This is a genomic window from Dolichospermum flos-aquae CCAP 1403/13F, assembly GCF_012516395.1.
Classification (GTDB): domain Bacteria; phylum Cyanobacteriota; class Cyanobacteriia; order Cyanobacteriales; family Nostocaceae; genus Dolichospermum; species Dolichospermum lemmermannii.
Genome location: NZ_CP051206.1, coordinates 4,788,126 through 4,812,017, shown reverse-complemented (window position 1 = coordinate 4,812,017; position 23,892 = coordinate 4,788,126). Strand labels below are relative to the sequence as shown.

The 23,892-nt window shown below is 36.4% G+C and carries 18 protein-coding genes and 1 pseudogene; 7 read left to right on the top strand and 12 right to left on the bottom strand.

The genetic code is table 11. The features are described 5' to 3' along the window. Window positions 1–272: 272 nt before the first annotated feature. From HGD76_RS23000 to HGD76_RS22985, 3 genes and pseudogenes are all read left to right on the top strand, one after another. Window positions 273–1,217 carry a GNAT family N-acetyltransferase gene (locus HGD76_RS23000; RefSeq protein ID WP_233466967.1) on the top strand — a complete coding sequence of 315 codons (945 nt, stop codon included), beginning with the start codon at window positions 273–275 and terminating at the stop codon, window positions 1,215–1,217. 115 nt (window positions 1,218–1,332) lie between these two features. Further along, window positions 1,333–1,722 (top strand): DUF4346 domain-containing protein, encoded by a 390-nt coding sequence (locus tag HGD76_RS22995; protein WP_015083143.1) that lies wholly within the window; start codon window positions 1,333–1,335, stop codon window positions 1,720–1,722. A 314-nt stretch (window positions 1,723–2,036) separates the two neighbouring features. Beyond that, window positions 2,037–6,108 (top strand): annotated as a pseudogene (locus tag HGD76_RS22985) (GAF domain-containing protein). 61 nt (window positions 6,109–6,169) lie between these two features. On the opposite strand, the gene psb32 reads toward HGD76_RS22985, so the two are convergent. Next, window positions 6,170–6,913 carry a photosystem II repair protein Psb32 gene (gene psb32, locus HGD76_RS22980; RefSeq protein WP_168697140.1) on the bottom strand — a complete coding sequence of 248 codons (744 nt, stop codon included), beginning with the start codon at window positions 6,911–6,913 and terminating at the stop codon, window positions 6,170–6,172. Between the two features lie 232 nt (window positions 6,914–7,145). On the opposite strand from psb32, the gene cysH reads away from it, so the two are divergent. The 3 genes from cysH to sbcD all read left to right on the top strand — a co-directional run bounded on the left by cysH (window position 7,146) and on the right by sbcD (window position 9,819). Continuing rightward, window positions 7,146–7,850: a phosphoadenosine phosphosulfate reductase gene (gene cysH / locus HGD76_RS22975; protein ID WP_168632835.1), complete on the top strand. Its 705-nt coding sequence runs from the start codon at window positions 7,146–7,148 to the stop codon at window positions 7,848–7,850. 83 nt (window positions 7,851–7,933) lie between these two features. Further along, a complete protein-coding gene (locus tag HGD76_RS22970) occupies window positions 7,934–8,509 on the top strand; it encodes a transposase (protein ID WP_015083139.1) in 576 nt (191 codons plus the stop codon). 53 nt (window positions 8,510–8,562) lie between these two features. Next, window positions 8,563–9,819, top strand: a complete 1,257-nt coding sequence (gene sbcD, locus HGD76_RS22965; RefSeq protein ID WP_168697139.1) for an exonuclease subunit SbcD — start codon at window positions 8,563–8,565, stop codon at window positions 9,817–9,819. Between the two features lie 17 nt (window positions 9,820–9,836). Here sbcD and HGD76_RS22960 read toward each other — a convergent pair whose 3' ends face one another. From HGD76_RS22960 to HGD76_RS22930, 7 genes are all read right to left on the bottom strand, one after another. After that, the gene (locus tag HGD76_RS22960) at window positions 9,837–10,328 is read right to left on the bottom strand and encodes a hypothetical protein (protein WP_168697138.1); all 492 of its coding nucleotides are present in this window, start codon (window positions 10,326–10,328) and stop codon (window positions 9,837–9,839) included. Between the two features lie 276 nt (window positions 10,329–10,604). Continuing rightward, window positions 10,605–10,910 carry a hypothetical protein gene (locus HGD76_RS22955; RefSeq protein ID WP_148764797.1) on the bottom strand — a complete coding sequence of 102 codons (306 nt, stop codon included), beginning with the start codon at window positions 10,908–10,910 and terminating at the stop codon, window positions 10,605–10,607. 605 nt (window positions 10,911–11,515) lie between these two features. Next, window positions 11,516–11,923, bottom strand: coding sequence for a hypothetical protein (locus tag HGD76_RS22950; RefSeq protein WP_015083135.1), 408 nt, complete (start codon window positions 11,921–11,923; stop codon window positions 11,516–11,518). A 37-nt stretch (window positions 11,924–11,960) separates the two neighbouring features. After that, a complete protein-coding gene (locus HGD76_RS22945; RefSeq protein WP_168636077.1) occupies window positions 11,961–12,218 on the bottom strand; it encodes a MoaD/ThiS family protein in 258 nt (85 codons plus the stop codon). Window positions 12,219–12,241: 23 nt separating this feature from the next. Further along, window positions 12,242–14,947, bottom strand: coding sequence for an ABC transporter substrate-binding protein (locus HGD76_RS22940; RefSeq protein WP_168697137.1), 2,706 nt, complete (start codon window positions 14,945–14,947; stop codon window positions 12,242–12,244). A gap of 43 nt (window positions 14,948–14,990) precedes the next feature. Next, entirely contained in the window at window positions 14,991–18,119 is a 3,129-nt protein-coding gene (locus HGD76_RS22935) for an ABC transporter substrate-binding protein (protein WP_168697136.1), read from the bottom strand. Between the two features lie 95 nt (window positions 18,120–18,214). Next, window positions 18,215–19,480 (bottom strand): ATP-binding protein, encoded by a 1,266-nt coding sequence (locus tag HGD76_RS22930; protein ID WP_168697135.1) that lies wholly within the window; start codon window positions 19,478–19,480, stop codon window positions 18,215–18,217. Between the two features lie 71 nt (window positions 19,481–19,551). Between HGD76_RS22930 and HGD76_RS22925 the strand changes: the two genes are divergently transcribed. Further along, window positions 19,552–20,883: a Rieske 2Fe-2S domain-containing protein gene (locus tag HGD76_RS22925; RefSeq protein ID WP_168697134.1), complete on the top strand. Its 1,332-nt coding sequence runs from the start codon at window positions 19,552–19,554 to the stop codon at window positions 20,881–20,883. 75 nt (window positions 20,884–20,958) lie between these two features. Here HGD76_RS22925 and HGD76_RS22920 read toward each other — a convergent pair whose 3' ends face one another. The 4 genes from HGD76_RS22920 to HGD76_RS22905 form a co-directional block, all read right to left on the bottom strand. Next, window positions 20,959–21,564 (bottom strand): J domain-containing protein, encoded by a 606-nt coding sequence (locus HGD76_RS22920; RefSeq protein WP_168697133.1) that lies wholly within the window; start codon window positions 21,562–21,564, stop codon window positions 20,959–20,961. Between the two features lie 103 nt (window positions 21,565–21,667). Then, window positions 21,668–22,261: an ATP-dependent Clp protease proteolytic subunit gene (locus tag HGD76_RS22915; protein ID WP_015083128.1), complete on the bottom strand. Its 594-nt coding sequence runs from the start codon at window positions 22,259–22,261 to the stop codon at window positions 21,668–21,670. Between the two features lie 136 nt (window positions 22,262–22,397). Continuing rightward, on the bottom strand, window positions 22,398–23,060 hold the full coding sequence (locus HGD76_RS22910) for an ATP-dependent Clp protease proteolytic subunit (protein ID WP_168653134.1): 663 nt from the start codon (window positions 23,058–23,060) through the stop codon (window positions 22,398–22,400). A 214-nt stretch (window positions 23,061–23,274) separates the two neighbouring features. Next, on the bottom strand, window positions 23,275–23,853 hold the full coding sequence (locus HGD76_RS22905; RefSeq protein WP_168697132.1) for a Uma2 family endonuclease: 579 nt from the start codon (window positions 23,851–23,853) through the stop codon (window positions 23,275–23,277). Window positions 23,854–23,892 lie beyond the last annotated feature (39 nt).

Sequence of the window (23,892 nt, the reverse complement as noted above, 5' to 3'; positions counted from 1 at the left end):
ATATTTTGTCAATATATACTATCAGGCTACTCATTTTGGAGCAGGAATAAAAATTCTCGACGAAAAAAATGACACATTTATGATTTTTTAAATTTGATTTCAAATAATTGACAAGATTGATGATTTATAAATTCAAGAAAAATCTCATGATCATATAATTTTAGATACATTTTGCCTGGAGTTTAGACTAAACTGAAGTTATTTTTATGCCTTAATATTTGCAGAATTAATATTAGTAATTATTTGTAGGCTATTAATTTCATTCACGGGTATTGTATTTAAAAGGACATAGCCAGGGCGAATTTGTTTTTGATCAGCAGTGGGCAGAATTAGCTTCCCGTTTAGGAATAGAGTATTATCCAAAACTGCTAGGAATGACACCATTTACCCCGGCTGAAGGCTATCGGTTTTTAATAGCTGCGGGAGAAGATGAGGAAGAAATTACGGCGGTAATCCTCCATGAAATTGATAGTTTTTGTGTGAAACATCGGATTTCTGGCTGTCATTTTCTTTATGTTGATCCCCAATGGCGACCAATTTTAGAACGCCAGGGGTTTACAACTTGGCTACATCATAATTATGTTTGGGAAAATGCTAATTTTCAAACTTTTGATGATTACTTGACTGGATTTAATGCCAATCAAAGACGCAATATTAAACGGGAACGCAAAGCTGTAGAAAAGGCTGGTTTAAAATTGCAAGCATTAACGGGTGAGGAAATTCCTAATTCTCTGTTTCCGTTAATGTATGATTTCTATGCTGATACTTGCGATAAGTTTGGTTGGTGGGGAAGTAAGTATTTAACCAAGAACTTTTTTGAACAGTTGCACCATAATTATCGGCATCGAGTCGTATTTTTTGCCGCTTATAATGAGCAAGATCCACGTCAACCTGTGGGGATGTCCTTTTGTTTATTCAAAGAAGACAAACTATATGGACGCTATTGGGGGAGTTTTCAAGACATAGATTGCTTACATTTTGATGCTTGTTATTATGCACCAATTGAATGGGCGATCGCTCATGGTATCCAAAATTTTGACCCAGGAGCAGGTGGTAAACATAAAAAACGTCGGGGATTCCCTGCTACTGCTAATTACAGCCTTCACCGCTTTTACAACAACCGTTTAGGACAAATTATTTTGCCTTGGGTTCGGGAAGTAAATCAAATGGAACAAAAAGAAATGGATGCTATTAATGCAGAGTTACCTTTTAAATAAGGAAATAGATCCCCGACTTCTAAATAGATCCCCGACTGCTCAAAGAAGTCGGGGATCTGAATATTGCATATTGATGTAATCTAAAAATACTGTTTCTATAAATTTACTTTTGATAATGCATAAGGATTTACTACTTGAAGATTTGACAGCAATTGATCATAAACTTTCTCAGCGTTATATTGATCTTGACCCCAAGGGCTATTTTATTATCTACATAGATCAAAATGAAAGGTTAATTTATGCAAAGCACTTCACTAATGTCATTAATGAACGTGGTTTAGCAGTAGATCCCGAAACAGGTCAGGTGATTCCAGTTCGCGGTAAAGTGGAAAGAACTCACACTACCGTATTTAGTGGCCGTACAGCCAAAGAACTGTGTATTAAGATTTTTGAAGAAACTCCAGATTGTCTTGTAACCTTCTTAGACCATGCAGCTTATTTAGGTAGAGAATTTGTGCGGGCTGAAATGGCTTTAGTGTCAGGAAAAGAATACATTCAAGATTAGATACAATAGCAAAGACGGGGAATTAGTTACTAATTCCCACTTAGAGGATGTTTGAAAAGTGGTATTCCGTAATTTTCATCACATTGCTACCCCCCTTTCCCCTTGTAAAGGGGGGAAACAATAAAAATCCAGTTCCCTCCCCTTTACAAGGGGAGGGTTAGGGTGGGGTAAAAAATATTTGATACATCAACCATAACTTTTCAAACACCCTCTTACTTATGCTTCAAAAAAGAAAAAAATAATACATTTCTGCACTTTTTTCAAAAAAATTATTAAAACTAGAAAATCTTTTTAATAAGTAATAAAATTACAACATGAAAGAATTATCACCTCATGATGAAACCGCCAGAATAGAGGCACTATTACAGTACAAGATTCTGGATACTGCACCGGAAGCTGCTTTTGATGATTTAACTCGTTTAGCAGCTTATATTTGTGGAACTCCCATAGCTTTAGTAAGTTTGATTGACACAAACCGGCAATGGTTTAAGTCTAAAGTCGGTTTAGAGGCATTAGAAACACCTCGTGATATTGCTTTTTGTACTCACGCCATTTGCCAAAAAGATGTTTTCATTGTTCCTGATGCCACTCTTGACGACAGATTTGCTACCAATCCCTTAGTCACATCCGAGCCTAATATTCGATTTTATGCAGGTGTACCTCTAATTGATGCTGAGGGTTATGGTTTAGGAACGTTGTGCGTGATTGATAATGTGCCAAGGGAACTCACGGCTGAACAACTAGAGGCTTTGAAAATACTGGGTTGCCAAGTCATGAAACAGCTAGAACTACGACGCAGGGCAAGCGCATCTTATTTTTAGAATGCTTACTGGACAAAGGTTTTGACGATTGTTAATTTTTGTAACTAAAGGTTGAAACCCTTGCTGGGCATGGATTACAGAATTTAGGTGCGTTTGCCCTGAACTACGACGCAATTTAGATAACTTACTATTGGTAACTACTAAACATCAAAAACAAAAGAACGCTAACAAACAATTTTTTGTGAAAATAGGCGGCTGGTTTGGCTTAACATCATCAATTTTAGTGATAATTGGGATATTTTCCTATCAAAATATTCAAGAAATTGTCAATATAAATAATCAGCAAAAACAGACATTAGCACAATATGAAAGAATCAATGAATTTAATCAAAAAGACCAAGAAATTCTTCAGCAACAATCAATAAAATTAACTAATACTACATATAGTATGCTCCTTGGATTGGAGATTGCTATCAGTTTGTGTGTCATAATTATGGCGATGGTTTACTACCTTATTTATCGAGAAATCATTGCCCGCAAATGGGTAGAGGAATCTCTAAAAACAGAACGTAATTTCATTTCTAGTGTTCTGGATACAGCCAGCGTTTTAGTGATGGTTCTCGATGATAAAGGGCAAATTGTCCGCTTCAATCGAGCTTGCGAACAAAATACTGGTTACACCTGTGGAGAAGTTTTAGGGCGATGTTTTTGGCAGCTATTTTTAACCGAGAAAGATCAGCCATCAATTCAAGCTATTTTTGAGCAAATAAAATTAGATAAAAGACCAAGAGAATCAGAAACTTATTGGATAACAAGAGATGGAAGACAACGATTAATTGATTGGTCAAATACTATTATGCTGGATAGTCAAAACCAAATAGAATACATTGTTAGTACAGGGATAGATATTACTGAGCGCAAACAAAATGAACAATATCTCAGTTTCCAATATGCGGTAACTAATGCCTTAGCAGGAGCTATAAATATTCAGAATACCACCCATCGCACCTTAAAAGGAATTTGTCAAACATTGGCATGGGATTGGGGCGAAATTTGGGTTATGGATAAATCAGAAAATATTCTGCGTTGTTTAGATATTTGGTATGAATCAGGTTCAGAATTTAAACAGTTTGAAGAAATTACTAGAAAAATTACTTTTGCTCCAGGAATTGGTCTCCCTGGCCGAATTTTATCTAAATTTCAACCTATTTGGCTAACTGATATTTGTAATGATCAGAATTTTCTGCGAACAGATATTGCTACTCAAATAGGATTGAAAACAGCTTTTGGTTTTCCTATTCGTGGTGGTAATACAAACATTGGGGTCATGGTTTTCTTTAGTAAAAATATGCAGCTAGAAAATGCAGATCTACTGAAAGGGATGATGTCTATTGGCGACCAAATAGGTCAATTTATTAAGCGAAAACAAATAGAAGAAGAACTAAAGCAGCAAAATTTGCGATCACAATTATTAGCCGATATCACCCTAAAAATCCGCGACTCTTTACAAATTGACGACATCCTCCAAACTAGCGTTACCGAAGTTAAAAAGCTGCTAAAAGCTGATCGTGTCCTCATCTTAGAGTTAGAAGAAAATGGCAATTTAACTGCACGTAAAGAAGCATTGATTCCCGGTATCCCTGTTGTCATAGGAGAGCAGATTTTTGACCCTTGTTTTGTAGAAAAACACGCTCATAAATATGCTCAACAATGGATTACCAGTATTGATGATATAGAAAAAGCCAATATCCAACTTTGTCACCGACAATTACTGGAAAGATTTCACATCAAAGCCAACCTTGTGATTCCTATTTTTCTCGAAGATGAATTTTGGGGACTGTTGATTGCTCATCAATGTACTCAACCCCGTCATTGGAATACTTGGGAAAGAGAATTCTTGCGATCGCTTGCTGATCAAATCGGTATTGCCTTAGTCCAAGCTAAACTATTAGAATCAGAAATTATTCACCGTCAAGAACTAGAAATAGCTCGACAGGAAGCCGAATCAGCATTACAAGCCAAAAGTAGTTTTTTGGCCAATATGAGTCATGAAATCCGTACCCCAATGAACGGCGTTTTGGGCATGACCAGCTTACTATTAGAAACTCCCCTTAATCCAGAGCAACAAGATTTTTTGGAAACAGTGCGGACTAGTGGTGATGCTCTCTTATCCTTGATTAACGAAATTTTGGATTTATCCAAACTTGAAGCCGGGAAAATGATGCTAGAAACCCTAGATTTTAACCTATCTACCTGCATTCAAGAAGTTATAGAACTGTTAGCACCCCAAGCTCATGATAAAGGACTAGAAATAGCAGCATTAATTCCTGCCAATGTCCCAATTTATATCCAAGGAGATGCTAGTCGTCTGCGACAAGTTATCATGAATTTGATGGGTAATGGGATCAAGTTCACCAGCCAAGGAGAAGTAATTATTCAACTAGAATTAATTTCAGAAACCGATGATACAGCTACCATTCAATTTGCCATCATAGACACAGGTATTGGCATTACCACTGAAGATAAAAATAACCTTTTCCAACCCTTTACACAAGTTGATGCTTCTATTACCCGTAAATATGGCGGTACGGGTTTAGGACTAGCCATTTGCCAACAATTGGTAACTTTAATGGGTGGAAAAATTGGCCTCAACAGTGAAATTGGTAAAGGTTCTAAATTTTGGTTTAATTTATCTTTTACTAAACAGCCAGAGTCTGTTTCTCAAAATCAAGATTATCAAATTCTTAGTCAGCGACGGTTGTTAGTAGTAGATAACAATACTATCAATCGAGAAATTCTCCACCACCAAGCTATCAGTTGGGGAATGCACATAGATGAAGTTGATTCTGCTATTGCCGGACTTGCAGCTTTAGAAACAGCCGCAACACAGCAGATGCCCTATGATATTGCCATAATTGATATGCAAATGCCTGAGATAGATGGGTTGACTCTAGCAATACAAATTAGGAAAAATCCAGCTATTGCTAATGTCCCTTTAATTATGCTAACTTCTACTAATCAAAGAGATGAAATAAAAAAGGCATTAGATATAGGATTTATCAGTTATTTAGTCAAGCCGGTTAAGCCTACTCGACTGCTTGATACTATTATGAATATAGTAGGTTCTCAATCGAAAATAAATAATTCTCAGATTGCTATCAATGAAGAGTTGCCAGCAATAAGTAACAAGAATACATCCAAATTAAAGTTGCTGTTAGCAGAAGATAATCTAGTTAATCAAAAAGTCTTTCTCAAGCAACTTCAAAATCTAGGATATCAAGCAGATGCCGTAGCCAATGGTCAAGAAGTATTAGAATTATTAGATAAAATTCCCTATGACTTGATTTTCATGGATTGTCAAATGCCAATTCTCGATGGTTTGGCAGCCACAAAAGAAATTCGTCGTCGTCCAGTAAGTTCCTTTCCTAAACATCAACAACCTGTAGTAATTGCTATTACTGCTAATGCCATGAAAGAAGACCAAAAAATTTGTTTAGATGCTGGTATGGACGACTATTTAAGTAAACCAGTAGCTAAAGATAAATTAGCCGCAATGTTAGAACTTTGGAGTCAGAAAATTCTGAAAATACAGAAAATAATTATTCCTGAAGAAACAGTGTTTTAAATAAAAAATAGGAGTCAGGAATTGGAAAGAAAAAAATAACCAATTCCCTATTCCCTATTCCCTATTCCTCAGATTCCTGAGAGGGTGGTTTTTGAAACACTAAGTAAATGTAGTATGTAGCCATTGGGATGACAGTGGCCGCAATTAACAGCCCGACAACCCAAGCAGTAGCATTACCTTGATCTGTTTCTTCAGCTTTGGTAAAAGTTCCTTCTACTTGGACTGTTTCCTTGATCTCTGGCGGACCGGGATCTGGTTTACCGGATAAAACAGCCACCAAGCGATCGCTCACATCCAAAAATCCCTGGTTGTATTTATTACCACTACGTAATGCTGTACCCAATGTTTCTTCAGCCAGACTTTGGACGATAGAATCAGTTAACAGAGACTTAACCTGATCTCCACTAATTAAAGCAGTTCCATTAGTAACAGTATCAACAAGTAATAACACCTGATTAGCCTGTTCTGCTGCTGTTGGAAACCATTTACTAAATAGTCCCTTGGCAAAACTTTCCGGTGTTTCCCCATAGTCGAGGCGGTGAATAGTGACAATTCTGGCTTCGTTACCAGTTTCCTGAGCTAAATCCTGGAAAGTCTTACTAATCTGACCTTCATTCAATCGGCTAATCACATCACCTTGATCTAAAATCCAAGTATCTGCCGTTAAACTGGGTATTTGGTATACACCAGTAGCAGCAGCAGGTAAAATAAACAGTGAACTCGCCATCATCATTACCAATACAGGAAAAATGAGACGGACAAGGTATTTTGAGTTACTAAATAATTGCTTGAGTAACTGTTGCATGGGATGAATCCTTAAACAGACTTGCAATCAAAATACTACATAATTAGGTTAGTTGTCAGTTGTTAGTTGTCAGTTGTCAGTTGTTGGTTGGAAATATCTTTTTCTAGCCTCCCCTCCTCCCCTGCAACCTACGCTCTGCCCTATTTCCTCAATCATCGGGGGGATATGTGACTTTATTAAGGTAAAATTAAATTTAATAAAAATAAAAAAATCTTTGTTTTAGAGAAAGATCATGACAACTTCTACCGCCTTTGACTTAGCATCACTAAATCAGCAATTTGAAACCGCAAGTCCTACAGAGATCTTAGCCTGGTCTGTGCAGAATATCCCCACAGGACTGGTACAAACTAGCGCCTTCAACGTAGATGATATTATCTTGACACATATTTTCTATAGCGTACTTCAGCATCCCGTTCCTGTAATTTTCCTGGATACCCTTTATCATTTCCCTCAAACCTTAGAATTGGTTGGTAAAGTCAAAGAAATCTATAACCTAGATTTACAAACTTATAAAACACCAGACGTGGATAGCCGTGAAGCCTTTGCTGCTAAATTCGGTGCAGCCCTCTGGGATACAGATATTGCTAAATTCCACGACATTACCAAAATCGAACCACTTTTACGGGGCTTAGATGAACTCAATACTGTAGCTTGGATTACAGGTCGCCGTCGTGATCAGGCCGTTACTCGTGCTACCATGCCAGTATTAGAATTAGATGGTAAAGGCAGATTAAAAATCAACCCTCTAGCTAATTGGACTCGTAAACAAAGCTGGGCTTATGTAGCTGAACATAAAGTAATTTACAATCCTCTCCATGACGAAGGTTATCCTAGCATTGGTGACGAACCCATTACCACTAAAGTAGGTGAAGGTGAAGACGAACGCGCTGGACGTTGGAGAGGAAGCGAAAAAACTGAGTGTGGTATTCATATTTAATCTCTTAGATCCCTGACTTCTTAAAGAAGTCAGGGATCTGAAATTTCTGAACTCTCTGAAATAATGCGAATAAACATCCAATTATGGGACAAAGAAGGATTCCACTCCAAACTGGCAACTTTTATCATGTTTATAATCGCGGAAACAATCGCCAAATAATTTTCTTTGAACGTGAAAACTATATTTATTTTCTTCGACTGATCAGAGAACATCTAATTAAAAACTCAGTAGATATTATTGCATACTGTTTAATGCCTAATCATTATCATCTTCTAGTCTATCTGAGAGATGAAACCCTTTCTGATGCTATGAAATCTCTCTCACTTTCTTACACAAAAGCAATTAATAAACGTTTTAACCGTTCTGGAGTATTATTTCAGGGAAGGTTTCAAAGTATTCATATTTCACAAACTGACTATCTTGTTAACCTCTCTCAGTATATTCATCTCAATCCTGTGAAAGCATCACTGGTGAAGCAACCCGAAGAATGGGAGTTTTCCAGTTATTTAGAATATGCTGGATTAAGAAAAGGAACAATACCCAAGATAGAGTATATCAAAATGCAGATTGAGGAAGAATCAGTTTATCAGCAATTTTTAGCGGATCATAACTTACCTCATAGCAGTGACTTCAAAAAACTGCTACTAGATTTAGAATAGATCCCCGACTTCTTTAAGAAGTCGGGGATCTGAACCCCTACAACCAATAAACTATGAAAATTCTCCATCTTTCAGATATTCATATTGGTAGCGGTTTTTGCCACGGGCGCGTTAATCCAGCCACAGGTTTAAACACACGACTGGAGGATTTTGTGAAAACATTATCTTTGTGTATTGACCGAGCGATCGCCAATCATGTAGATTTAGTTTTATTTGGTGGTGATGCTTTCCCCAATGCCACACCTGCACCCTATGTTCAAGAAGCCTTTGCTAATCAATTTCGCCGACTAGTAGATGCAGATATCCCCACAGTATTATTAGTGGGAAATCATGACCAACATTCCCAGGGTTTGGGAGGTGCGAGTTTAAATATTTATCGGACTTTGGGAGTACCAGGGTTTGTGGTTGGTGATACTTTAACAACTCATCGCATTTCTACCCGCAGCGGAGATGTGCAAATCATTACTCTTCCTTGGTTAACTCGTTCAACTTTGATGACTCGTCAAGAAACTCAAGGTTCTTCTTTAGCTGAAGTGAATCAACTGCTGACAGACCGTTTAGAGGTAGTTATCGAAGGAGAAATTCGCCGTCTTGACCCAGATTTACCCACTGTACTTTTAGCTCATTTAATGGCTGATAATGCCACTTTAGGTGCAGAACGTTTATTAGCCGTCGGGAAAGGTTTTACTTTACCTTTATCTTTGTTAACCCGACCATGTTTTGATTATGTGGCTTTAGGTCATGTTCACAAACACCAAAATTTAAATAAATCCAATGACCCACCGGTAATTTATCCTGGAAGTATTGAACGGGTAGATTTTAGTGAAGAGAAGGAAGACAAAGGTTATGTAATGATAGATTTGGAAAAAGGGAAAGCAGATTGGGAATTTTGTCCTTTACCTGTGCGAACTTTTCGGACTATTGAGATAGATTTATCTAAGCAGGATGATCCACAAAAAGTATTATTAAAAGGAATTGCTAAATATGATATTCAAGATAATGTGGTGCGATTAATTTACAAATTGAAATCAGAACAATTGGATTTAATTGATAACTCTTCTCTTCACCAAGCTTTAAGTGTCGCGCACACTTACACTATACAAGCTGAATTAGTGAGTCAGTTAGCAAAACCCCGCATTCCTGAATTAAGCGCGAGTAGCAGTATTGACCCAATGTCAGCTTTAAAAACTTACTTAAATAATCGGGAAGATTTGCAAGAAATAATGCCATCTATGTTGGAAGCAGCACACAATTTATTAGCAGATGATGAGGGGATTTTGCTAGTACCGCAGGGCGGAATTAAAAATTAATAGGAGTCAGAACTTTTCTACCTAACTAGTCTATTTTGCCAACGGGTAATAGCTCGCAAATATGCGATAATGGGAAGCTGATAAACTTCAATAAAAATCCACACAATAATTCCTAAGTGTGATAAAAAAGTTAGCACAGTCCAAATAAATGGAATCCATGAAAGCGGAACATGAGAATGAGGAGGAAAATAATAGGCTGTAATTCCTATTAAGGTAGTCGGTAAAATAATAAAAGCAATTGCGGACAAACCATAACCCCAACCTAATTCCACATTTCCTAATCGTGCTTGGGTCCACCTTAATCCATTCCAATTCCAAACTAAAGGTGGTTCTCTAGAAGGCATTTTAACTTGTTGTAATTCTAAGTTAACTGTAAATATTTCATTACAAAAATCACAACACATAGTTTCCATCATCAACATTTGCGAAATTTTACCCACGTGACATACTGGACATGGATAATCTTCGTGAAAGTTTAAAGATGTTGATAAAATTGGATGTTTTGCCATAATTATGGTTTGCTTAATAAACCTAAAACCTTGATAAATAAATCAATGAATTGAGAAGGATAAAATGTGAATAATGTGCAAGGAATAAACTTTGAAACTATTCATTTAGCTATCATTTTCCCAGATTTGAGACTATTCTTATCTCCTTCTAATTCTTCTTCCTGACTCCTGACTCCTGACTCCTGACTCCTGACTCCTGACTCCTTCTAATAAAACAACCTAGTTTATTCATAAAACCAGGTTGAATTTGATATGATGAAAATATTGGAAATGTAATTAGTCTAGAAAACCCATCAAAAGTTCGGAGTCATCGAAGGTATTTGGCGCTATTGGCCGATTTCCGAAGACAGAATAGTTGTCAGAAACTACCAAGGCACTAGAACCAATGGGACGAATACCAGACAAGTTAATACTATCAACTACTTGGAATGTGTTTGCACCTATGGGACGAATTCCCATAGAGTTGAAGGTATCAACTACTTGTAATGTCCCGGTGGTAATGGGACGCATTCCAGCAACTATGATTGTTCCTTGAGAAGTTTCTTCAGTATTACTGATATTATCCTGATTATTTTCTGTCATTTTTATTTCTCCTTTGTATTAGATGACACTTGTTCAAACTGAATCTTTGTTTGTTAAGTGAATTTTACAATAATTAAGGAAAGAAGTATTTTTTTCCTATATATTTAGAGTCTAACCTTAAACCAGCATATATCACAGGTTGAATCTGAGATTGATATATTTTTGGGCGTTGCATAATGGCGGTATGGATTTTGTTTCGCGCAAAGTCGCAAAGGAGCAAAGACGCAAAGTTTTAGATTTTGAGTTTTTAGTTTCAGAGGATGTTTGAAAAGTGGTATTCCGTAATTTTCATCACATTGCTACCCCCCTTAGTCCCCCCTTGTAAAGGGGGGAAACAATAAAAATCCAGTTCCCTCCCCTTTACAAGGGGAGGGTTAGGGTGGGGTAAAAAATATTTGATACATCAACCATAACTTTTCAAACACCCTCTCATACCTCAATATGGCTATCGCCACGCAGGCTATCAGCAACGCCGATTTTTGATGAGGTTAGGATTTTAATTATATCAGCTATGTACATTTATTTTGGTACAGATAAGTTATGTCAAGTTATAAAATTATTTTATCTTTTTGATAAGATAACTATCATAATTGTAACTCGTTCCATTAAAGAATTAAGTAACTCTGCCATTTTGATTGAGGATCTTGACGGTTTTTTTCTGGTATTAATAACCGCCAACTTTTCCCTTCTTTTTGAATTTGTAGGTAGACTTCAAAGGGTTTTTCAAGTTGTTTAAAACTGCGTTTTGGTAGTTTTACGGTAAAGTCGTAATTTCCCTGTACTCGATAAGCTGGTAAATTTTCAATGGTGAGGGGTTGTTGTTGAGTAATAGATATGCGCTGAATATTAAACTTTTGGAAGTTTAGATCTAGCTGTTGGTTAAGTTGCTGTTGGGTTTGTTCTAGTTGCAGGGCGATCGCTTTTTGCACTAATTCCGGTGTTGGAGATAAGGCAATAGTAGTACAAGCTGTGAGGAAAACTATGAAAATTGTTGTAAAAATTAACTTAATCATCTTTAATTTCTTTTTAATGGCTTTGAATATATCCTCATTAACCACCATTGACTGGGGGAATTAAAACCACCTCATCACCATTTTGGAGAATAGTATCTGGTGCAACAAATTGTAAATTCACGCCAAAGCGGGTTATTTCTCGCCATTTGCTTAATTTTGGGTGTTCGGAAATTAGGCGATCGCACACCGCTTGAACTGGTGTACCATCAGGAAAATCTAACACTAGTTCGGACACATCAAAAGCTTCTTGATAAACAGCAAATAACTTAACGGTGACAGCGATAGATTGGGACATATAATTTTTGTATACAACCTAATTTAATTATTGGGAATTATAGTAAATTTACGCCCCTTAATTTGTAAAAGAATAGATTGACCGTTTCGCTCCCTTTCTGGTGTAAACTGGAGTGGATAGCCTGATGTTTCATTTGGGGAAAGACTGACATTTGCCAATCCTTCTAATACTGTACTACGAGATGGATTATTAGATAAAGCTTTAATCAAAGCCCAAGTTGCATCAAAGCTAGTTGCAGTTCGCCAACTAATAGCTCCTCCCCACTGCTTATCTGATTTTTTGGCAAAAAATTGAGCTTGTGATGTTTCTCTAAACCAGGGTACTGCAATGATTAAACCCTCTACATTTTTCCCTCCACTGTTTAAGATTTCACCCTGATAAAGATTATCTCCACCTAACATTTTTAATTCTCGTCTTGGTGGATTTTGAGTTCTAAGTGTTTCGTTTATTTTGGTAATTTCTTTCGCAACATTGAGAGCAATCTCAGTGCTTTGTGTATCTGGAAACAACAACGCTGCTTCTGCTTTATCACCATAGACACTTTTAGCAACTTCTTTCTCTGCATCAAATGTAGGGGTAGTTACATCAATTAGGGGTTTATGAACCACCTCACCCCCTAGTTTCTCAAATTGATTTGTAAATATCTCTCTGATACTATTACTATATGAGTTAGTTGGGTTAGCAAAAATTACTGCTTTTTTTAATTTCAGACTTTTATAAGTATATTCAGCAAGTTTTTTACCGGCACTTTCATCAGAAGAAACTGCTCTGAAGAAAACTGGATTGTTCAATAAAATGCTAGTGCTAGTAGGGGAAATAACTGCTAATTTGGCTTTTTCATATTCTGGTAATGCCATCTTAGTAGCATCACTAGAAATATGTCCAATGACTCCCAGTATTGAAGAATCTTTGATGAGTTCTTGTGCTACTTCTTTGGCTTTTTCTGTATTGCTGTCATTAGCAATCACAATTTCTAGTAATCTGCCGTTTAAGCCTTTATTTTTATTAAATTGGTTTTGTGTTTGGGCTACTCCACGTAATATTTCTTTAGCAGTATCAGTAATCGTGCTTTTATCCAATGGTACAACCACTGCTAATGTAAGCGGAGAACCTTGTTGACGAGCCAGGGAATTATTATAATAAATTAGCACTTCTGGATCATAACGATTAGCTTTTACAGCTTGTTGAAATAATGTAGTTGCTTCTGGATAATTACCTTGTTGGAAGGCTTGAATGCCTTTATCACGAAAGATATTATTAATCTCAGGGAATAAAGTGCGATCGCCTCGACTAATTCTACTATTAATTATACTATTGTCTCCTACACAAAAAACACCTAATTCCTTTCGTTTACCTGGTTCGCAGTCTTTAGATCCGCGAGAAATACTAGCTACTATAATACTAGAAATAATAAAAACAACAGATGCTATTGCAGTTAAAATAATCAAATTGGATTTTGCACGAATATCTGGAATATTAACTTCACTTGATTGATGTAAATTAATATCACTCTCAAGTGTAGAATCGCTCTCAACAGTGTTTGAATCTGGAATTATATTACTATTACTAGGACTTTTTTTTTGCTCAATTTTATCTAACTCATGAATTTCTTCGCTGAGTGGGTGACGTTGTATGATCCAGAGCCGGACAAATTCTATTTTGACTTTCTCTTTTATTTCATCTAAAAACCCATTATTTCTGAGACTTTGTGTTGTTTCTGTAATTAATTTATTTTCTGTTTCAGGTCTATATTTTTTTATTAATTCAACATAATCATTTGAATTTTCTTGCGCTTCTGCTATCGCTGCAAACACAACTTTTTCTAAAATCGAAAATCCTTCCCAAAACCATGTTAAACCAGCCTCAGCTAATTCAATTGCTTTGTTAATAATGAGTTTTACATCTTCACTACTAACTGTCCACTTATTCTCCTCTCGCGCTTTCCCAAAAATACTAAAACATATCGCTTGGGTAAAGTAAGGGTGTCCTGCTGATAGATCAAGAATTTCTTTGATCGCATCTTCTTCATATTCAAGGATATCTTTTGCTGGGTTAATAATTAATTTTTTTGTACTTTCTTCATCCAATGGCACAATTTCTAGTTCTGAACTAGGCTTAAACATCTTAATTATTTTAAATTTAAATGCCTCTTTTTGCTTTTCTTTATCTACTAATGATTCTGTTAGGAAAATTAAAATTAAAAATAATTTTTTATTACTCTTAGTAAGAGAAGATAAATATTCACAAACCTGCTTTCCTGAATTATTACCATTCATTAAAGCATCAAATTCATCAAGTAGCAATACTAAATTTTCCTTATTTTTGTTTTCTAATAATTTATATACTCGCGGTAAAAATTCATTAGAAAAAATTTCAGAATCTGATTCTAACTCTATAATTTCTGGGACTTTAATATTTTTATCATCCAACTCACTAACTATCTCCTTAGCTAAATCTGCTAAAATTGTACTCAGGGATTCTTGACTATAGGATTGTAAATTAAATGCAACAAAAACAGACTTATTCAAATCATTACATTTATCAGGAATATTCTTCATGACAGATGATTTACCAATGCGTCGCTGACCATGTAACAAGATGATATTTCGATTGTCTTGAATATTATTTTGAATAGACGAAAATAGGCTTTCTCTCCCAAAAAACAACTCACGGTTAACGGGACGACCAATAATATAGGGATTCTGTCTAAACTTAGGAGAATTAATCATAGTTTCATAGTACCTCTAAAAGTATTAATTTCATCGTCAAAACTCATGGCTTTACTGAATCAATTGGCATAAATTTACCCCCTTTAATTTGTAAAAGAATAGATTGACCTTCACGCTCCCTTTCTGGTGTAAACTTGAGAGGATCGCCCGAAGTTTCATTTGCGGAAAGACTGACATTTTCCAGTCTTCCTAATACTGTACTACGAGATGGATTATTAGATAAGGCTTTAATCAAAGCCTGGGTTGCATCAAAGCTGGTCGCAGTTCGCCAACTAATACCTCCTCCCCACTGCTGCTCTGCTTTTTTGGCAAAAGATTGAGCTTGTGGTGTTTCTCTAAACCAGGGTATTGCAATAATTAAACCCTCTACATTTTTCCCACCGCTGGTTAAGGTTTCATTATTATAAAGAGTATCTCCAGCTAACATTTTTAATTCTGGTCTTGGTGGATTTTTGCTTTTGAGTGTTTCGTTTCTTTTGGTAGTTTCTATAGCAATCTTGAGAGCAATCTTAGTGCTTCGTGTATCTGGAAACAACAATGCTGCTTCTGCTTTATTACTATAGACGCTTTTAGCAACTTCTTTCTCTGCATCAAATGTAGGAGCAGTTAAATCAATTAGGGGTTTATGAACCACCTCACTGCCTAGTTTTTCAAATTGATTTGTGAATACCTCTCTGATGCTGTTACTATATGGACTATTGGGATTGCCAAAGACTACTGCTTTTTTCAATTTCAGAATTTTATAAGTGTATTCAGCAAGTGTTTTTCCCGCACTTTCATCAGAATAAACTGCTCTAAAGAAAACTGGATTATTTAGTAAAATGCTAGTGCTAGTGGGCGAAATAACCGCCAATTTTGCCTTTGCATATTCTGGTAATGCAGCCTTGGTATCATCACTAGAATTATGACCAATTACTCCCAGTATTGAAGAATCTTTGATAAGCGATTGTGCTACTTCTTTAGCCTTTTCTGTGTTGCTATCATTAGCAATCACAATCTCTAGTAATCTGCCGTTTAAGCCCTTATTACTATTAAATTTGTTTTGTGCTTGGGCTACCCCACGTAATATTTCTTGGGCATCATTTCTATCATCTTGGTCTTTATCTAACGGCACAACTACTGCTAATGTAAACGGAGAACCTTGTTGACGAGCTAGGGCATTATTATAATAAATAAGCACTTCTGGGTCATTTTGTTTGGCTTTGATAGCTTGTTTAAATAGATTAGCAGCTTGTGGATAATCACCTTTTTTAAGGGCTTGAATACCTTTGTCACGGGGGATATTAGTAGTTTCAGGGGAAAAAGTGCGATCGCCTCGACTAATTCTACTATTATCTACTACACAAAAAACACCTAATTCCTTTCTTTCACCTGTTGGACAAGTTCTGAAAACTTGAGAAATCCCTGCACCAATAACTACAATTCCAGCTAATCCTAGAGATGCTCTGAGTATTGAACTACGATTGAGCCATTTGAGCATGATTGTAGAAGGTTTTTTATTTAAAGGTTTAGCTGCAACGTTAAGATTAGTGTTAGACTCACGGGCTTCAATTTCTTTTAATCTTTGTTTAAAAAATATTCTGTTTGGATCAATTTCTAACCCTGATTGACATTGTTCTGTTGCTTTAATCAATTCTTCTGCCATTATCAATTTATGGACATAATTTTCTATTGTCTGTAAAAAACCATCTTTGCTACTTTCTCTATCAATTTCGTCAGCTAGTCTGTAAATTTCCAAGGCTTGCTCAAAATTTTCTGCCTTTGAGTATTTTTCAGCTACAGTTAATAAAGGCTGTAAAACAGACTCTTGTTTATTTATATTTCCGATAAAAGAATAGAATTGATAGGCTTGTTTGTAATATTCACAGGCTTTATTAAGTTCTTCAATCTTTAAATATTCGTCAGCCAAAGATGTTACAGTTTTAAAGTTATTAGGATTAAGCTTTAAAGCCAGTTCATAAGTTTGCACTGCCCGTGTATCATCATGTTCTCGCAAATCATCTGCTACTGACAAGAGCTTATTAACATTTTCTTGTTTAACTGTCTCTAAATTGCTAATTTCCTCTTTTAGCTGATGACTTTTCACCAACCAACGACGGACAAATTCTACCTTAACCCTGTTATTATCTAAAAAACCATATTTATGTAATTGTTCGTCTGCTTTTTTCAAATATTCTGTTGCTATTCCATGGCTTCTTAATAGCATTAGCTGGGGAGGTTCATTTTCTTGAATAGCTATATTTCGAGCCTCTGCTGCTGCTGCAAAAATAACTTGCTGCTCAGTAGTTAATCCCCCCCAGGACCCATCTAAACCAGCTTCAGCTAATATAATTGCTTTATCTACGATACTTTCAACATCATGACCATTTATACTCTGGGGAAGCACATTTTTTTGATTATAGCGATCGCGTGCTAGATTATAAATGGCAGAACATATACACTGGGTAACAAAAGGATGTCCTGCGGATAAATTGAAAATTTCTTCTATTGCTTCTTCTTCATATATTGAAAATCTCTCAGCGGGTTTAACAATTAATTCTTTAGTATGATTTTTATCCAATAAACCAATTTCTATATTTGGTGCTTTCCCTAATAAAGAACTTAATTTTGGCAATTTTGAGATGTGTCTTCCCACGACAGGGATAATAAATAAGTTATTATTTTTTTCCAATAGCTTTATAATATAATCACAAAAATTCCTACTATCTTCATCTAATCCAGGATCTCTTTCAGTCAAAACATCAAATTCATCCCACAGCAGAACCAATTTTTTAGTACCTAAATGTTTATAAACTTCTGGTAGAAAATAACGAGAAAAACTTTCAAGATTGGTTTCTACATTCTTCGCAAAATGGGTTAAAATTTTATCGTTTGTTTCTAGTTTATCTTTAATTTTAGTTGCAATTGAATGTAAAATTTCCGAATTAGACAATTTTACTGTGGGTAGAAAATCAAAATCAACAAAAACAAATTCATCTGTACTCAATTTTTTAGGAATTTGTTTGAGTACAGATGATTTGCCAATCCTTCGTTGACCATATAATAAAATTATTTGTGCATTTCCTTGAAGACTATCATTAATAGTACCAAACAAATCTTCGCGTCCAAAAAATCTTTCTGGATCTTCAATTGGTTTACCTACTATGTAAGGATTTGGATGGAATTTAGACATTTTTTATTTGCTCCCAATCTATAAATTTAATTTCAGATCAATCATTATCTATAAACTTAGTAGAGAAGTTAAAACAAACTTCTCTATTCAAATGTCTATCCAGGAAATACTGGTACTACCTTTGCAATCCAATCTAGGAAAGATTTTACTTTTTCTGGATTTTCCCCTAACCAAGTAACTACTTTTTTAACTTGCTCTACTTGTTTATGACTAATCAGATTCATAAGTTCTTTTTCTCTACCTCTGATTGATTGTTCTGGAGTCTGCAAAATCTCCTGAATCACCCATTTTTTCATAAGTAATGAAGTGAAGGCGTAAAACTTTCCGATTTCTGAAGAACTGGAAGTAATTACACCCTGTTCTTCCAACTTGCTTAAAGATCGTTCATGTTGTGTAAGAATGCGACTAATGCCACTTAATTTAAATTTTATTTCCTTTATATGATCTTCCATATCTAATAAACCTATCAGCATTAACAACTCTTGTTCTTTGAGATTGCATCTATACCAAATTGTCTGAAAAATCTGTTGAGTATCTCTTTCAAAATTCTCAGCAAATGAGTTAATATCAGCATTACTCCCACGCTGTAGTTCTCTATCTAGGAAAAACCCAGCAGTTTGGACTAACATTGGATGTCCACCGATGATATTCATGATTGCACCCCGTAGTGTGGGTGGTCTAATACTATTTAATAGTTGAACTAAATCCTTAGTAGTAAACAATTTCAGAGATTGAAACAAATAGTGATTGTACCAAGGAGAAGCATTGGGGTTAAATTTGGGACCTAATTCACTGAGGCGTTGGAGTGAAGCCACAATCATGGAGAGATATTGACTTTCTTCCGCATGAACCGCCAAACTACGACACTGAGCTAAAAATGTTTCCATTTCTGTTTCCGTGTACTGATCGTTTGTTACCAATGCTGCATCAAAATTATCTACCAACAATACTAAAAACTTATCTTGTTTACCCAATTTCCGTAATGCTTGGCGCAGACTATCATTTGTCGCCAGTTTTTCAAGTAATGGCTTGATTTCAGCTTGTAGTTGTGGTTCACCGACTAATTTATTGTGCAGCAGATTTAAAGCTTCTCGCCAAAAACCACTAGAAGTGAAGGGAGTGAGACTTTGACAATCTAGGATGACAGCGATACCTTGAGATGGATCTAATCCATATTCTTGCCATGTTTCCTCAGAAGCCAATTTCTGCAAAAATGAAGACTTACCCATTCCTGGACCACCCCAAATGGCGAAATGGCTGCGGTTATGGATTTGGTCAAAAGCATAGTTAATTTCTGATGTCCGTCCTATGAAACTTTCTGGGGGAACTGGTTTTCCAGGAAAAAAAGGATTGGGAGACATAGTGAGTTTATTTCTGGATATGGGGTCAATATACTATTAGTGGTGTATTTGTTTTGTTCATTAGAAGCAATATGCAATCTGAATTCAATTTTTTTCAAAACTGGTATCCTCTCATACCAATCGAAGATATTAATCCCCAGCGTCCAACACCTCTAACGCTACTGGGAATGCGCTTGGTGGTTTGGAAACCTACTAACTCAGAAACCTATCGAGTATTTTTAGATCAATGTCCCCACCGTCTCGCACCATTAAGCGAAGGTAGAATCGAAGATAAAACAGGTAACTTAATGTGTAGTTATCACGGTTGGGAATTTAATGAAAATGGTATTTGTCAGCGCGTTCACCAAGCAGAAAACCCAGAAATTATCGCTAAAAATCAAGATAATTTTTGTGTTATTTCCTTTCCAGTGCGTCAACAACAGGAAATACTTTGGGTGTGGCCAGATCAAAAAACAGCAGCAATAGCTGAAAATACACCTTTACCTTTATCACCCCAAATAGACGCAGAAAAAGGATTTGTTTGGTCGAATTATATTCGAGATTTAGAATATGATTGGCAAACATTAGTAGAAAATGTAGCAGATCCTAGTCATGTCCCTTTTGCTCATCATGGAGTCCAAGGTAATAGAGAAAAAGCTCAACCTATACCTATTAACATAGTTAAATCAACCATTGATTTAATTGAAGTAGATATTGCGAGAGGTTTACCCACGACAATTACATTTGAACCACCTTGTAGATTAGAATATGCAATTAGTCTTGGTAATACAGGAAAGAAACTAGGTTTAGTTGTTTATTGTATTCCCGTATCTCCTGGTAAATCGAGAATTGTTGCTCAATTTCCCCGCAACTTTGCTAAAACCCTACATCGGATTATCCCCCGTTGGTGGAATCATATTAATGAGAGACATCTAGTATTAGATGGAGATATGATTTTTCTGCAACAACAAGAATACTATTTACAACAAAAACAATTAACCCAAAGTTGGAAAACAGCTTATAAATTACCCACAAATGCTGATAGATTAGTAATTGAATTTCGCAATTGGTTTGATAAATATTGTCAAAGTAAATTACCTTGGCAAGAAATAGGAATTAATGGTAGTGAACCTACAACTATTAATGAAAATCGGGCTGAAGTTCTCGATAGATATAAACAACATACCCAGCATTGTAGTAGTTGTCGAACCGCAGTTAAAAATCTAGAAAGGTTGCAAATAGGACTTTTAGCATATTTTGTAATTGTTATATCTGGAGTGGCTTTATTACCTGATCATTGGCGGTTACAGCTAGGTTTACCATTAATAATTACCGCACTTTTAGGAGTAGGAGTTTCTGCGTGGTTGAAATTTTCATTCATTCCTAAATTCTACTTTGTAGATTACATCCACGCAGAGAAATAAACAATTCAAAAATAAAGTATGAATCAATAATAAACTCTTACCAACTATCAATTACCAATCACCCATTACCCATTACTAAAGTTTCAATTCCAAACGTTGAAAATCCTGCTGAACTTCATTCCATAAAGCTTTATTGTATGGGTCAGTTTTTAAGGCTTTTTTCAGATAAATTCTGGCTTTTGGGAGTTGTTTTTCCGTAATTAACACTCGTCCCCAGATTTGATAAGCGATCGCTAACCATTGACGCACCTCCGCATCTGCTGGTAAACGCGCCATTAAAGCCTCTGCTAGAGCGATCGCCTGGGGAAAACGTCTTTCCTGTAAAAATCGCTGTAACTGCTCATAAGTCTTCCACTTTAACCGTTGTTCTATATCCTCTAAATTGGGTGGATGAGATATAACCGTTGTTTTTGATGCTGCTGGTTGAGTTTGCACTTCTCTAGCACTAGAAACATCAGTTTTCACCTCATTAGTCCGAGGCTTAATTTCCTCCGGTGGTAAAACCGTTTGGAGAAACTTATAAGCCTCAGTCACCGCAATAAACTTATCTTTCGCTTTGAGATCATCTGGGTTGATATCAGGATGATATTGCTGTACCAATCGGCGATAGGACGCTTTAACATCAGCAAAAGAAACTCCCGACCTTAAACCCAATATCCGGTAATAATCTTCAAGATCCATGTTGCTTCGCTTGACTTAAATTCAAAATTCAAAACTAAAAATTCAAAATGAGTAATTCATACTTTTGAATTTTACATCTTGAATTTTGAATTATTTTCCACTATTAAATACGTTCTTCAATCACACGATCAATTAAACCGTATTCCTTAGCCTCTTGAGCAGACATAAAAAAGTCACGATCCATGTCTTTTTCAATCTTGCTTAAAGGTTGAGTAGTATTATCAGCATAAATTTGATTTAACTGACTCCGAATTCGCAGAATTTCTCTAGCTTCGATTTCGATATCAGAAGCTTGTCCGCGAGTTCCCCCAGAAGGTTGGTGAATCATAATCCGGGAGTGAGGTAAGGCCATGCGTTTACCCTTTGTCCCCGCAGCCAACAGGAAAGATCCCATAGAAGCAGCCAAACCGACACAGATTGTCACCACATCAGACTTAATGTGTTGCATGGTGTCATAAATTGCCAAACCAGATGTCACCATCCCACCGGGGGAATTGATATATAAATAAATATCCTTCCCAGGATCATCGGAATCCAGATACAGCATGACAGCAATAATTTGGTTAGCAATTTCGTCATCCACATCTCTTCCCAGGAAAATAATTCTTTCCCGATAAAGACGGTCATAAATGCTAATCCAATCTGTATATTGTCCACCGGGCATCCGGTAAGGAACTTTAGGCACGCCTATAGGCATTTGCGGTACTCCGTTTGTAATTAGTCAGTTGTTAGTTGTCAGTGGTCAGTGGTTAGTGGTCAGTGGTCAGTGGTTAGTGGTCAGATGAAGCTATATCTTCTTACCAATTACCAATCACCAATCACCAATTACCTATTTAAAGCACACTTACAGGGAGTGGGAGATTAGCGAGTTCTTCCTTCCTAAAAACCCTGTCAATCAAACCATACTCCTTAGCTTGGTCGGGAGTCATGTAGAAAAGACGATCCATGTCCTTGCTAATTTTCGTCATGTCTTGTTCAGTCGTCCGGGCTAGAATTTCCAGCATTGAAGCTTTATTTGCCAAAACTTCCTTCGCGCGAATTTGAATATCCGTCGCCTGTCCTTGGGCGTAGCTTTTCGGCTGATGCAGGATAATGGAAGAATTGGGCAAACTAGCACGACAGCCTTTTGTCCCAGCACTAAGAATCATCGCAGCCATACCCATAGCCGAACCAATACAAATGGTGTGGATAGGAGGCTTGATATATTTCATAGTGTCATAGATAGCGAAGGCTTCGGTTTCAAAACCGATAGGTTCGCCACTGTAACCAGAAGTACCTGTAGAGTTGATGTAGATTTTAATTGGTTTTTCGGGATCATCGGACTGCAAATACAGCAATTGAGCGACGATTAATTCCGTAACAGACGGAACAAGTGGCATACCCAGATACACAATCCGCTCCTTCAATAGTAGGGACGGTAAATCTGGCGGCGGTGTCCGGTAGGAACTATCGCCGGAATAGGGGGCTTGCACAGCCTTGAGGTGAGAAATATCCATAGCAACTAATCGCCTGAAACTATGCCGTTAATGTATTACATCCTAACGCGATGCTCACCCAATTTAGGGTGTGGATTTCTCCCTGATAGTGAAAAAAGCTAAATTTTAAAATATTTGGGTCTTGAGTCCCAATTATGCCAAGTACAGCAGAACCTAGGGGCGCAGGGTCTGCGCCTTCAATTGTATGGCATCCCACCAATAACCGCTATATGTCTCATGAAAAAATCGGTTGCAAATCTAAAATAAATCCTGGTAATACATTTTCTCCAGATAAATTTGCAGGAGATTGTAAAACTTCTATTTCTTGATTTGGGCGATATATTTCTACTTGCTTATTTTTCGGATTAATTAACCAACCTAACCGCAAACCATTGGCAATATATTCTCGCATTTTGGCTTGAGTATCTGCTAAATCATCGCTTTCAGAAACCAATTCAATCACAAAATCAGGACATAAAGGCAGAAACCTTTTTCTTTGTTCTGGTGTAAGTGCATTCCATCTTTCCATCTTAATCCAAGACACATCAGGGGAACGGGTAGCGCCATTAGGTAATTTAAAACCTGTAGAAGAATCAAAAGCCTTTCCTAACCCATTTTGGCGATTCCAAAACCAAACTTGTCCACCTAATTCTAGGTTTCTATCTCCCGTTTCTCCTCCTGTTGGTGACATAATACTTAATTCTCCTTGAGCCGATAATTCTAAACGTAAATCTTTATTAGCAGCGACCATTTCCACAAATTTATCATCTGTGAATTTTAGTGATTGTGGTATTTGTAAAATTACAGCAGTCATGATTCATACCTCTTAATTAATCTCCATTTATTCCTCGTT

Bases quoted from the DNA above. Each gene is read 5' to 3' on its own strand.
- HGD76_RS22970 (WP_015083139.1), top strand. From the start codon at position 7,934: ATGGGACAAAGAAGGATTCCACTCCAAACTGGCAACTTTTATCATGTT.
- HGD76_RS22935 (WP_168697136.1), bottom strand. From the start codon at position 18,119: ATGTCTAAATTCCATCCAAATCCTTACATAGTAGGTAAACCAATTGAA.
- sbcD (WP_168697139.1), top strand. From the start codon at position 8,563: ATGAAAATTCTCCATCTTTCAGATATTCATATTGGTAGCGGTTTTTGC.
- HGD76_RS22915 (WP_015083128.1), bottom strand. From the start codon at position 22,261: ATGCCTATAGGCGTGCCTAAAGTTCCTTACCGGATGCCCGGTGGACAA.
- HGD76_RS22940 (WP_168697137.1), bottom strand. From the start codon at position 14,947: ATGATTAATTCTCCTAAGTTTAGACAGAATCCCTATATTATTGGTCGT.
- HGD76_RS22955 (WP_148764797.1), bottom strand. From the start codon at position 10,910: ATGACAGAAAATAATCAGGATAATATCAGTAATACTGAAGAAACTTCT.
- HGD76_RS22995 (WP_015083143.1), top strand. From the start codon at position 1,333: ATGCATAAGGATTTACTACTTGAAGATTTGACAGCAATTGATCATAAA.
- cysH (WP_168632835.1), top strand. From the start codon at position 7,146: ATGACAACTTCTACCGCCTTTGACTTAGCATCACTAAATCAGCAATTT.
- HGD76_RS22905 (WP_168697132.1), bottom strand. From the start codon at position 23,853: ATGACTGCTGTAATTTTACAAATACCACAATCACTAAAATTCACAGAT.
- HGD76_RS22960 (WP_168697138.1), bottom strand. From the start codon at position 10,328: ATGGCAAAACATCCAATTTTATCAACATCTTTAAACTTTCACGAAGAT.
- HGD76_RS22910 (WP_168653134.1), bottom strand. From the start codon at position 23,060: ATGGATATTTCTCACCTCAAGGCTGTGCAAGCCCCCTATTCCGGCGAT.
- HGD76_RS22950 (WP_015083135.1), bottom strand. From the start codon at position 11,923: ATGATTAAGTTAATTTTTACAACAATTTTCATAGTTTTCCTCACAGCT.
- psb32 (WP_168697140.1), bottom strand. From the start codon at position 6,913: ATGCAACAGTTACTCAAGCAATTATTTAGTAACTCAAAATACCTTGTC.
- HGD76_RS22925 (WP_168697134.1), top strand. From the start codon at position 19,552: ATGCAATCTGAATTCAATTTTTTTCAAAACTGGTATCCTCTCATACCA.
- HGD76_RS22930 (WP_168697135.1), bottom strand. From the start codon at position 19,480: ATGTCTCCCAATCCTTTTTTTCCTGGAAAACCAGTTCCCCCAGAAAGT.
- HGD76_RS22945 (WP_168636077.1), bottom strand. From the start codon at position 12,218: ATGTCCCAATCTATCGCTGTCACCGTTAAGTTATTTGCTGTTTATCAA.
- HGD76_RS22920 (WP_168697133.1), bottom strand. From the start codon at position 21,564: ATGGATCTTGAAGATTATTACCGGATATTGGGTTTAAGGTCGGGAGTT.